The sequence below is a fragment of the Novosphingobium sp. 11B genome (assembly GCF_054589055.1).
In genome coordinates this window covers 73,740-85,187 of record NZ_BAAILP010000156.1, presented here as the reverse complement: position 1 = coordinate 85,187, position 11,448 = coordinate 73,740, and the positions used below count along the sequence as shown (strand labels likewise).

The following is an 11,448-nucleotide window of genomic DNA, read 5'->3' as shown; positions in this document are numbered from 1 at the left end:
GTCGAAGGCCCCGAGGCAAAGCGCCCAACCTCGGGGCCTTCGACAGGCTCAGGCTGAGCGGGCGTGGGTACGAATGGCAATGCCTCCGGCTGTTTGACACCCGCTGAACCCGACGCCATCGTTCGGCCATGAACCACACCCCCCAATCGATCTCCCGGCGCGGTGCAATGCACCTGCTTGGCGCCGGAACCGCCGCCCTTGCCCTGCCGGCCCGCGCTTTCGCGACTTCTCCCGCGCGGCCCGATGCCGCCGCGCTGCTTGACGAGATCGCCTGGAGCCTCCTCGACCACGTGCCCGAAAGCGCCACCGGGCTCGGAGTCGATACCGGCGCTCACCACGCCTTGCGTTCGCGCATGGAGGACCGCTCGCAGGCCGGGCGCGATGCCTATGCCGCCACCTTGCGCAAGGGCCTCGCCCGGATCGAGGCGTTCAACGCCAAGGGGCTCGACCACTCCACGCGCACCAGCATCGCCGTAGTGAAAAGCGCCTTCGCCACCGCGCTGGAGGGTTTCGCGCTGCCTTATGGCGACGTCGCGGTGGGCGGTTGGCGCAATACGCCTTACGTCGTCATCCAGAACGTCGGCGCCTACCTCGACGCCCCGCGCTTCCTCGATGCCGACCATCCCGTCAACACGCCTGCCGACGCCGATGCGTGGATCGCGCGCCTGTCGCAACTGGACGACCAGCTCGACGGCGAGCGCGGCCGGATCATCGATGCCGCCGCCAAAGGCCTGGTGCCGCCAGACTTCCTGCTCGACCGCGCCATCGCGCAGATGACCAGCACGATCGCCGACGCGCGCAAGGACGGCGGCAGCCTCGCCGCCTCGATCGCCGGGCGTACGGGCAAGATGAGCGGCACTTGGGCCACCGACGCCCGCCGCATCATCGCCGCCGACGTCGTGCCTGCGCTGGAGCGCCAGCTTGCCGAACTCCAGCGCCAGCGCGGGCTCGCGAAGAGCGATCCCGGCATGCGCGAAAGGCCGCAAGGCTCCGAATATTACGCCTGGGCACTGCGCGCCAGCACCACGACCCGCGTGCCCCCCGAGGAAGTCCACCAGCGCGGCCTGCAGGAACTCGCAGAGTTGCACGCGCGGATGGACCCGATCCTCAAGTCGCTCGGCTATACCACCGGCACCGTCGGCGCCCGGATGACCGCGCTGGGCGAGGACAAGCGCTTCATGTTCGCCGAGGGCGACCCCGGCCGCGCCGAAATCCTCGCCTTCATCCAGAAGCGCGTCGACTGGGTCCGCGCGCAGATGCCGCGCGCTTTCCGCGAACTCGTGCCCGGCAATGTCGAGGTCCGCCGCCTGCCGCTCTCCGAAGAGCCCGGCGCACCGACCGCCTATGGCGGCGCGGGCTCCAAGGACGGCACGGTGCCCGGCAAGATGTGGATCAACTTGCGCACCACCGACCTCCATCGCAAGTACGACCTGCCCACCCTCGTCCACCACGAGGCGATCCCCGGCCACGTGTGGCAGGGCGAGTACGCCAACCGCCTGCCACTGATCCGCTCGATCCTCGCGTTCAACGCCTATTCCGAAGGCTGGGCGCTCTACGGCGAGCAGTTGGCCGACGAACTCGGCGCCTATGACGACGATCCGGTCGGACGGCTGGGCTACCTGCAGTCGCTGGCGTTCCGCGCCTGTCGCATGGTGGTGGACACCGGCCTTCACGCCAAGGGCTGGACGCGCGAGGAGGCGGTGCGCTTCTTCATGGAGAAGAACGGCAACAAGCGCGAAGAAGTGGTCAACGAGGTGGACCGCTACTGCTCATGGCCGGGACAGGCCTGCGGCTACAAGATGGGCCACTCGCAGATCGTGGCGCAGCGAAAGCGCGCGCAGGATGCGCTGGGCTCGGCCTATGATCTGCGCGACTACGACCAGACGATCGTGGACGGTGGCAACGTGCCGCTCGACGTGCTGGCGCAGAACGTCAGCGAATATATCGCTACGAAGAAGAAGTAGTAGGTACGCTGCCCTCCCGGACGGAATCCGGGAGGGCAGATAGGTTCACGACTTGCCGAACAGGCCCTTCGCCATGCCGGCGAGGTCGTCCATGACGCTGCCGTCGCCGTCCTTGTCGAAGAAGCTGGCCGCCTTGCCGGGGTCGGAGGCGATGGCGCTGGCGAACTGGGTCAGCGAACCCTCGCCGCCGATCTGGCTGATCAGCTGCTGGATCGTGCCCACGTCGAGGCCGCTGCGCTCCGCCGCCAGCTGCGCGGTGTCACCGTCCTGCTGGTGCGCGATGCCGAGTGCGGCAATCGCCTTTTCCGCCACGGCCGGATCGAGCCCCAGCTTCGTCGCGAGATTGGTCACGTCCGCGTGTTCGCTGACCTGACCGAGAATGCCGTCGAAAAGTCCCATGTGTCTCACTCCAATGATGGACGATAGAAATATGAGGCGAAGAGGTGCGGAAAGAAAGCCTTGAAAGCGTCTTCACCCTGACGCCCGGTTGCCTGATCCGTTGGACGAGGCGCCGGGTGTGCGATTGACGTATAGCCCGATGCACCCTAGCGCTCGAATACACCTTGAGTATGGTTGGGGCTGCCTGAGGCGTGGTGTAGATTGATGACGCAGGCACCCTCGTAGTGTCTGCTGGCAAGGACTAGTTCATGAGCCTCACTGCCGCCGCTGTCGCGGTGATGATAAGTGCCGTCGCCCCCGAAGCCGGTGTTCAGACGGGCGGGGGGCCAGTTCCCGTATCGCAGCCCGCCACAACGTCCGACAGCGCTATGCCGGCCGCCGACACCGTCCCGCCGACGGGCCTGCCAATAGAAGGTGTCCCGACCGATGTGCCGATATCGCCGCCTGCGACTAGCGGCACCATCGCGATACCCGGCGATGCGCCAATCATCGTGCCTCCCGCCGTGGCACCGACCGTCCCGGACGCCGTTGGCACCGATACCGGACCGGACATCGTCGTCACCCGCCGCAGACGGGCGCCTCCCGGCGATCCCCTGGAAAAGATCAACATCCAGTCGTTCGCGGTGACTCAGGCCGTCGATGCGGCCGTGATCGAACCCGTCGCCAAGGCCTACAACAAGGGGCTCCCCAAGCCCGTGCGGCAGGGCCTGCGCAATTTCTTCTCGAATCTCGGCGAACCGGTGGTGTTCATCGCGTATCTGCTGGAGCTCAAGCCCGGGAAAGCCGCGGAAACGGCGGGCCGCTTCGCGATCAACAGCACGATCGGCGTGGCAGGCCTCGTCGACATGGCCAAGCGCAAGCCGTTCAATCTGCCTTACCGCCCCAACGGATTCGCCGATCTCCTCGGGTATTACGGGATCGGCCCGGGGCCGTTCTTCTATCTGCCGATCATCGGCCCGACCACGCTGCGCGACGTGATAGGCGATACCGTGGACAAGGCATTCCTGCCCGTGGTGGTGGGTAGTCCTTTCAACAAGCCGGTGGTGGCGACCCCTTCGGTCATCCTCGACCAACTAGGCGAACGCGCTGCCTTCGATGAGGAAATCAACAGCATCCGTAAGGAAGACGACCCTTACACGACATACCGTGAACTTTACCTGCGCCAACGCAAGGCCGAGATCGACGCGCTGCACGGGCGGGTCACGCCGGACGTCGTGCCGGTCTACGGCCCGGGCATGAACACGGCAGGGGGCAAGGCGAAGCCTTCGAAGGAATTGGCCCCACAAGCGCCGGCGGCCGAGAGCACCGTTCCGGAGGCAAAGACGCCGGAAACTGCAGCGCCGCTCATCGTCCCGGAAACCGTGCAGCCCTAAAGGTCCTGACCCCAAAGCCCGCACTCGTCATCGTTATTTTCAAAACCCCCGGGATCGCAACCCCGGGGGTTTTCTTAATACTGTCGAGCCAGCCTCAGGCTGCGACGGGAGCCGCCTTGCGGACGCCCTCGTCGACGTGCTCTTCGAACTGCTCGAAGTTGTCGATGAACTGCTTCACCAGCGTCTGCGCGGTCTTGTCGTACTCCGCGCCGTCAGCCCACGCACCGCGCGGGTCGAGCAGCTTGGTATCGACGCCCGGCACCGCCACCGGAACCTCGAAGCCGAAGTTCGGGTCTTCCCGGAACTCGGCATCGTTCAGGCTGCCGTCGAGCGCGGCATTGAGCAGCGCGCGGGTCGCCTTGATCGGCATGCGCTTGATGCCTTCCATGGTCGCCTTGCCGCCCGACCAGCCGGTATTCACCAGCCAGCACTTCACGCCGCCCTTGGCGATGCGCTCCTTGAGGAGATTGCCGTAGACCGAGGGATGACGCGGCATGAACGGCGCGCCGAAGCACGTCGAGAACGTCGCTTCCGGCTCGGTCACGCCGATTTCGGTGCCCGCGACGCGCGCGGTGTAGCCCGAGAGGAAGTGATACATCGCCTGATCGGGCGTCAGCCGCGCGATCGGAGGCAGCACGCCGTAAGCGTCGGCCGTGAGGAAGATCAGGTTCTGCGGCACCGGCCCGAGGTTCTTCTCCGAGCAGTTCGGAATGAAGTCGATCGGATAGGAACCGCGGCTGTTCTCCGCCAACGAGTTGTCGTCGAGGTCGATCTTGCGGGTCACCGGGTCGATCACGACGTTCTCCAGCACCGTGCCGAAGCGGCGGGTGGTGGCGTAGATTTCCGGCTCGGCCTCTTCGGACAGGCGGATCATCTTGGCGTAGCAGCCACCCTCGAAGTTGAACACGGCGGTGTCCGACCAGCCATGCTCGTCATCGCCGATCAGCGTGCGCGAGGCGTCGGCCGAAAGCGTGGTCTTGCCGGTGCCCGAAAGCCCGAAGAACACCGCCGTATCGCCGTCCGGGCCGATGTTGGCCGAGCAGTGCATCGGCATCACGCCCTTCACCGGCAGCAGGTAGTTGAGGATGCCGAAGACCGACTTCTTCATCTCGCCCGCATAGGCGGTGCCGCCGATCAGGATCAGCTTCTCGGTGAAGTTCACCGCGATCACCGTTTCCGAACGCGAGCCGTGGCGCGCGGGATCGGCGCGGAAGCTCGGCAGGTCGATGATGGTGTATTCCGGCGCGAAGCCCTCCAGCTCGGTCGCGGTCGGACGCACCAGCAGGGTGCGGATGAACAGGTTGTGCCACGCGAACTCGTTGATCACGCGCACGTTGACGCGGTGTTCCGGCTGCGAACCGCCGAACAGGTCGGCGACGTAGAGCGTGTCCTTCTCACCCAGCGCCGCGAGGAAATCCTCCTTGAGCGCCGCGAAGTGCTCCGGCGTCATCGGCACGTTGGTCTTGCCCCACCATACGGTGCCTTCCGTCTCGGCGTCCTTGACGATGAACTTGTCCTTCGCCGAGCGGCCGGTGTGCTTGCCCGTGGCGACGACGAAGGGACCATCGGCCGAAAGCACGCCCTCCCCGTTCTTCACCGCATGCTCGACCAGAGGGGCCGTACCGAGGTTCGCGAAGATCTGGGCCTTCGTCTCTATGCCCTGTTTCGAGAGCGGATGGTTAAGGGTGGTCAATGTCATCTCCTCCAAAAGATGGCGTCGCTACGGGTATTCCCGCTGACGCTAAGTCGATTCCTGCGCAAGAATCGTGCCGCCGAATAAGCGGCAGTCTCTTTTCCGTCAAATTGACTTCAATTGAAACCATCAAGGGTTGTTGGACCTGACATTTAGTCCCCGCACCGCGAGAATTTGCCATGCGCAGACAGAGCCGCTAGTCAGGCTCGCCCATGCAGCAGAAAGCACCGTCGCCGCGCCCATGGCAGATCCTTTGAATGCTCCTGCCGACGATACGCCGCTCCTGCCGCCCGTGGCTCCTGCCGTCACGCCGCGCCAGCAGACGATCGCGCTCGTCGATGACGACCGCAACATCCTCACCACCTTGTCGATCAGCCTTCATGCCGAAGGTTTCGCCACGCGCGTCTACGCGGACGGCGAAACGGCGCTGAAGGCTCTCCTCGAGAACCCGCCCGACCTGGCGATCTTCGACGTGAAGATGCCGCGCATGGACGGCCTCGAATTGCTCAAAGTGCTACGCGCGCAGTCGTCGCTTCCGGTGATCTTCCTGACGTCCAAGGACGAGGAGCCGGACGAGGCGCTGGGCCTTGCGATGGGCGCCGACGACTACATCGCCAAGCCCTTCAGCCAGCGCCTGCTCGTCGCGCGCATCCGGGCCATCCTGCGCCGCAGCGAACTGGCCAAGGCGCCGCCCGAGGAAGCCTCCGGGGCAGACATGCCCGAACCCGTCTTGCGCGGCAGGCTTGCGCTCGATCCGGCGCGGCATCAGGTCACCTGGGACGGCAAGCCCGTCTCGCTCACCGTCACCGAATTCCTGATCCTCGAAGCCCTGGCGTTGCGCCCGGGCGTCGTGAAAAGCCGCAACCAGCTGATGGACGCCGCCTACAGCGACGACGTCTACGTGGACGACCGGACCATCGACAGCCACATCAAGCGCCTGCGCCGCAAGTTCCGCGCCGTCGATCCCGAATTCGGCGCGATCGACACGCTCTACGGCGCCGGCTACTCCTTCGCCGATGGCTGAGCGATCCCGCTCCCGCCGGCGGCGGCCGGTGCGATTGCTCCTGTCCTGGCGCGTATCGCTGACCGCGCGCATCCTCGCGGTCAACTTCATCGCCCTCGCCCTGATGGCCGGCAGCCTGTTCTATATCGACAGCTATCGCAACGAACTGCTCGCCGAGCGCTACCGGCTCGCCAAGTCCGAGGCGGAGATCACCGCCGACGCGCTTGCCGACGAAAGTTCCGCCGGTCGGCTCACGCTGATCACCCGCATCGGCACGGAGCAGGATCTGCGCCTGCGTCTGTTCGACAGCCGTGGCGAACTCGTAGGCGACAGCTTCACGCTGGCCCCGCCCTCCTATCGCCTGATCGACCCGGCCTCCGAACCCTGGTTGCAGGACGCCGCGCGAATGCTCGACCGGGGGATGGACTTCATCCTCGGCGCCCCGGAAATCGCCGATTACCGCGACCCGACCGACACCAGCGCGCGCGGCTGGCCCGAAGTCCGCGCAGCTTTGGTCGGCCGGGAAACCTGGATCAACCACAAGGCCGCTCCCGACCGCACCCCCGTCATCATCGCCGCCACCCCCGTCGGCACCGACGGTTCCGCGCTGCTGGTGACCCGCAACGCCCGCGACATCACCGAGAACGTGCGCATGGCGCGCCAGACGCTCGCCATCATCGTCGGCGGCGCGCTGGGCGTCTCGATCCTGCTCTCGCTGTTCCTCGCCCGCACCATCGTCGAGCCGCTGCGCAAGCTGGTGCGCGCCGCCGTGCGCGTGCGCCTCGGCCGCGACCGCAGCGTCATCGTCCCGCGCCTGCCCGATCGCCGCGACGAGATCGGTCTTCTCGCCCGCGCCATCTCCGACATGAGCGGCGCCCTGCGCCAGCGCATCGACGCGGTCGAGAGCTTCGCCGCCGACGTCGCCCACGAACTCAAGAACCCCCTGACCTCCCTGCGCAGTGCGCTGGAAACGCTCGACCGGGTCGACCAGCCCGACTTGCGCCGCCAGCTCCTCGGCATCGCGCAGGACGACGTGCGCCGGATCGACTTCCTCGTAACCGAGATCGCGGACGCAAGCCGCATCGACGCCCAGCTCAGCCGCACCACGTTCGAGCCGCTGGACATGGGCCGCCTCGTCCAGAACCTCGTCGCCGAACGCGACCAGCGCGGCGTCAACGGCTCCAGCCCGGTCACCGTGACGATCGAGGATGCCGAACTGACCGTCCCCGGCGACCCGCCGCGCCTCGAACGCGTCCTGCAGAACCTCATCGACAATGCCGTGTCGTTCTCACCCCCGGACGGCCCGATCGAGATCACCCTGTCGCACATCGACAACCGCGTGAAGATCGCCGTCGCCGACCACGGACCCGGCATTCCCGAAGCATCGCGCGAACGCGTGTTCGAACGCTTCCACTCGCTGCGCCCCTCCCGCGAGGAATTCGGCACCCACAGCGGCCTCGGCCTCGCCATCGCGCGCACCATCGTGGAAGCCCACTTCGGCCGCCTGATCGCCACCGACCGCACCGACGGCCAGCCCGGCGCACGGCTGGTCATCTCCCTGCCGCGCTGGGAGAACGAGGCATGAGCGCCGAAGCCCGGCAATCGACCTGCGTTGCCATCGGCAACCGCGCCATCCTGATCGAAGGCGCTCCGGGCTCGGGAAAATCCAGCCTTGCGCTGGCCCTGATCGACCGGGGCGCAATGCTGGTCGGTGACGACTCCGTGATGCTCGAAGCTCGCGACGGATGGCTCTTCGCCAGCCCCCACCCCCACACACGCGGCCTGCTGGAAGTCCGCAACCTCGGGCTGGTCCCGCACGACTGCACCGAGAAAGTCGCGGTCGCGCTCGTCCTGCATCTCGACAGCTCCGCACCGCGCTACATCGAAAAGGCTGAGAGCATCGCAATCGGCGGCGTCGAGGCGCCCCTCATCCGCCTTGCACCACACGACCCGGTGCTCGCGATCAAGGCGGAACTCGCCCTGCAACGCTACGGGCTGCCTGTATAAAGCCCCTCGCACGGCGGGGACGCCCTTTTGGCCCCTTCCCTTTCCCGGCGGCAAGGCGCAGATAGCGACGATGGGGACTAAAGTGGGAAATCCGCAGCGCTTGCTGCTGGTTACGGGCATGCTGGGTGCGGGCAAGACGACGGCCTTGCGCGTGCTGGAAGACCTTGGCTGGGAAATCGTCGACAATTTCCCGGTCCGCATGCTCGAAGCGCTCATCGACGGCGCCCCCGAAGGCGATCCCACGCCGCTCGCCATCGGTTTCGATTCGCGCACCCGCGGCTTCGATCCCGAGCGCGTGATCGCGCAGGTCAAAAGCCTCAGCGAACGCCGCGACCTCGAAATCACCACGATGTTCCTCGACTGCTCCAGCAAGGAACTCGAACGACGCTACAACGAAACGCGCCGCCGCCATGCTCTCGCCGCCGACGCGCCGGTCTCCACCGGCATCCGGGCGGAACGCGAACTGCTGGCGCCGCTGCGCCGCTGGGCGGACCTGCTGATCGAGACCACCGAATTCACCTCGAACGACCTGCAGCGGTCGATTCGCGAGCGTTTCGCCGAGAGCACCGCCGACGAACTCACCGTCACCGTCTCCAGCTTCGGTTTCTCTCGCGGGATGCCGCCAGTCGCCGACCTCGTCTTCGACATGCGCTTTCTCGACAACCCGCACTGGGACACCGAACTGCGCCCTCAGACGGGGCAGGACGCGCCTGTAGGCGACTATATCCGCAAGGACCCGGCCTGGGACGAGGCCTTCGCCCGCATCCGCGATCTCATCCTCCTGCTGCTTCCCCGCTACCGGGCACAGGGCAAAGCCTATGTCCACATCGCCTTCGGCTGTACCGGAGGGAAACATCGTTCGGTATTCACCGCAGAACAGATCGCAGCGGTCTTGCGTCAATCGGGATTTTCGCCCACATTGCTGCACCGCAACCTGGGCTCACGGGCGGCGGATCTTCTCGAAGGGGGTCTGCGGCGTGGAAAATAGAGACATGAACCGGGTGCGATTGCAGGAATTTCGGAGCGCACTCCCGGCATGATCGGCATGATTCTGGTTACTCACGGCAATCTCGCCGAGGAGTTCGTACACGCGATGGAACACGTCGTCGGCGATCAGGCCGATGTCGAGACCGTCTGTATCGGCCCGAACGACGACATGGAACGCCGCCGCTCCGAAATCGCCGACGCCATTGAAAAGGTGGACAGCGGCGAAGGCGTGATCGTCCTCACCGACCTGTTCGGCGGTACGCCTTCCAACCTCGCGATCTCGCTGATGCAGGCGGGCAAGGTCGAAGTGATCGCCGGGATCAACCTGCCGATGCTGATCCGCCTCGCCAAGGCGCGCGGCTGCATGCCGGTGCGCGAAGCGGTCGCCGCCGCGCGGGATGCGGGCCGCAACTACATCACGATCGCCAGCGAATATCTGGGTCAGGACGCATGAGCGACTTTCGCGATTCGGTGCTGATCGTCAACAAGCGCGGCCTCCACGCCCGCGCCAGCGCCAAGTTCGTAGGCCACGTCGCCGATCTGCCGGGCGGGGTTTCGGTGACGGTCAGCAAGGACGGAATGTCCGCTGAAGGCGGCTCGATCCTCGGCCTGATGATGCTCGGTGCGGCCAAGGGCGACACCATCGAAATCGCCTGTTCAGGCAACGGCGCCGACGCCGCGCTGGCGGTTCTGGCGGGTCTGGTACGCGACGGCTTTGGCGAAGAGTGAGCACCCCCTATTCGCCGGGCGGCATCGAACGCCGCACGATCACCGGCTTTTCCAATCCCCTCGTCAAGTTCCTGCGCTCGCTTCGCGACAAGAAGCACCGCAAGCGCGAGAAGCGCTTTCTGGCGGAAGGCCTGCGCCTGCTCACCGACGCGCGCGAATGCGGCGTGCTGCCGGAGATGCTGGTCATGGCCATCGGCCGCGATCCGCATCCGCTGCTCGATGCGCTCGAAACCGCCGTCGCGGCGGCGGGCGGAGAGATCGTCGAGATGGACGTGGAAATCCTGGCCAAAGTCACCGGCAAGGATAATCCGCAGGCCGTCGCGGGCGTCTTCGCCGAATTCGACACGCGCCTCGCGAACCTCGACCGAGCCAGTTCGCCGATCTGGCTGGTGGCGCAGGCCCTGCGCGATCCGGGCAATCTCGGCACAATGCTGCGGACCGGCGACGCCGTGGGTGCGGGCGGCCTCATCCTCATCGACGATTGCGCCGATCCGTTCTCGGTCGAGGCGGTACGCGCCAGCATGGGCGCGATCTTTACCCAGAAGATCGCCATCGCGCGCTGGGAGGAATTCCAGGACTGGCTGCGCGGCGGTGATGGCCAACTGGTTGCAGCCTCGCTGCGTGACCCGACCGACTATCGGCAGGCGCCTTATGCTACGCCGTGCTTCCTCATGGTCGGCAACGAATCGCAGGGGCTTCCGGCCGATTACGAGCAAGCCTGCGACCTGCGCGTCACCATGCCGATGCTGGGCCGCGCCGACAGCCTGAACGCCGCCGTCGCGGGTGCGGTGCTTGCCTACGAGGCCCTCGCGCATCTGCGGAGATCCTGAAGCTCCACGTTCATCCCATCCTCACCTCTCGGGCGTAAGACTCGATGGGTGATGCGACGACTCGCCCTCCTTCTCTGTCCGCTCCTGCTGGCTGGATGCTCCGACGCGGGGCACCTCACCCAGCGCGGTCCTGCGGGAGAAAACTGGGTGGGCAGCCAATGGCACTTCGCCGCGATCGATGGCCGCGCCCCTGAGGACGCTAGCGCTCAAGTCACGTTCGAAGGCGAGCACCTTCTGGTGCAGGTCGGCTGCAACCAGCTCAAAGGACCTTGGCGGATGGAGGCGGAACGCCTGATCGCCGGGCCTTTCGACCAGACCGAAGCCGTCTGCCCAAGTGCCTCGTGGGAACAGGGCAATGCCGTCAGCGCCCTGCTCGCCGCAACGCCGCGTGTAACCGTAGAGGGCAAGCGCATGATCCTAAAGTCAAGTGGCCACACCGCCGAACTTACGCGCGCGGTGGACT

At 66.2% G+C, this 11,448-nt stretch carries 12 protein-coding genes; 10 read left to right on the top strand and 2 right to left on the bottom strand.

From position 1 onward, the window contains the following. Window positions 1–128 precede the first annotated feature (128 nt). The gene (locus ACYPYD_RS14725) at window positions 129–1,964 is read left to right on the top strand and encodes a DUF885 domain-containing protein (RefSeq protein WP_459663877.1); all 1,836 of its coding nucleotides are present in this window, start codon (window positions 129–131) and stop codon (window positions 1,962–1,964) included. Window positions 1,965–2,009: 45 nt separating this feature from the next. Here ACYPYD_RS14725 and ACYPYD_RS14720 read toward each other — a convergent pair whose 3' ends face one another. Further along, window positions 2,010–2,363, bottom strand: coding sequence for a hypothetical protein (locus ACYPYD_RS14720; protein WP_008829463.1), 354 nt, complete (start codon window positions 2,361–2,363; stop codon window positions 2,010–2,012). Window positions 2,364–2,731: 368 nt separating this feature from the next. On the opposite strand from ACYPYD_RS14720, the gene ACYPYD_RS14715 reads away from it, so the two are divergent. Next, window positions 2,732–3,736: an MlaA family lipoprotein gene (locus ACYPYD_RS14715; protein WP_459663875.1), complete on the top strand. Its 1,005-nt coding sequence runs from the start codon at window positions 2,732–2,734 to the stop codon at window positions 3,734–3,736. Between the two features lie 94 nt (window positions 3,737–3,830). Here ACYPYD_RS14715 and ACYPYD_RS14710 read toward each other — a convergent pair whose 3' ends face one another. After that, window positions 3,831–5,435: a phosphoenolpyruvate carboxykinase gene (locus ACYPYD_RS14710; protein ID WP_036524618.1), complete on the bottom strand. Its 1,605-nt coding sequence runs from the start codon at window positions 5,433–5,435 to the stop codon at window positions 3,831–3,833. 235 nt (window positions 5,436–5,670) lie between these two features. Between ACYPYD_RS14710 and ACYPYD_RS14705 the strand changes: the two genes are divergently transcribed. The 8 genes from ACYPYD_RS14705 to ACYPYD_RS14670 form a co-directional block, all read left to right on the top strand. Beyond that, window positions 5,671–6,453 carry a response regulator transcription factor gene (locus tag ACYPYD_RS14705; RefSeq protein WP_459663874.1) on the top strand — a complete coding sequence of 261 codons (783 nt, stop codon included), beginning with the start codon at window positions 5,671–5,673 and terminating at the stop codon, window positions 6,451–6,453. Beyond that, window positions 6,446–8,017 (top strand): sensor histidine kinase, encoded by a 1,572-nt coding sequence (locus ACYPYD_RS14700; protein ID WP_459663873.1) that lies wholly within the window; start codon window positions 6,446–6,448, stop codon window positions 8,015–8,017. The genes ACYPYD_RS14705 and ACYPYD_RS14700 overlap by 8 nt, the downstream gene beginning before the upstream one ends. Beyond that, on the top strand, window positions 8,014–8,439 hold the full coding sequence (locus ACYPYD_RS14695) for an HPr kinase/phosphorylase (RefSeq protein WP_459663872.1): 426 nt from the start codon (window positions 8,014–8,016) through the stop codon (window positions 8,437–8,439). The genes ACYPYD_RS14700 and ACYPYD_RS14695 overlap by 4 nt, the downstream gene beginning before the upstream one ends. A gap of 70 nt (window positions 8,440–8,509) precedes the next feature. Continuing rightward, entirely contained in the window at window positions 8,510–9,427 is a 918-nt protein-coding gene (rapZ, locus tag ACYPYD_RS14690; protein ID WP_036524610.1) for an RNase adapter RapZ, read from the top strand. A gap of 48 nt (window positions 9,428–9,475) precedes the next feature. Further along, on the top strand, window positions 9,476–9,880 hold the full coding sequence (locus ACYPYD_RS14685; protein ID WP_008829470.1) for a PTS sugar transporter subunit IIA: 405 nt from the start codon (window positions 9,476–9,478) through the stop codon (window positions 9,878–9,880). Beyond that, window positions 9,877–10,155: an HPr family phosphocarrier protein gene (locus ACYPYD_RS14680; protein ID WP_285018468.1), complete on the top strand. Its 279-nt coding sequence runs from the start codon at window positions 9,877–9,879 to the stop codon at window positions 10,153–10,155. The genes ACYPYD_RS14685 and ACYPYD_RS14680 overlap by 4 nt, the downstream gene beginning before the upstream one ends. Next, a complete protein-coding gene (locus ACYPYD_RS14675) occupies window positions 10,152–10,985 on the top strand; it encodes a TrmH family RNA methyltransferase (protein WP_459663869.1) in 834 nt (277 codons plus the stop codon). The genes ACYPYD_RS14680 and ACYPYD_RS14675 overlap by 4 nt, the downstream gene beginning before the upstream one ends. Window positions 10,986–11,132: 147 nt before the next feature. Next, a partial coding sequence (locus ACYPYD_RS14670; protein WP_459663867.1) for an META domain-containing protein occupies window positions 11,133–11,448 on the top strand: 316 nt, incomplete at its 3' end.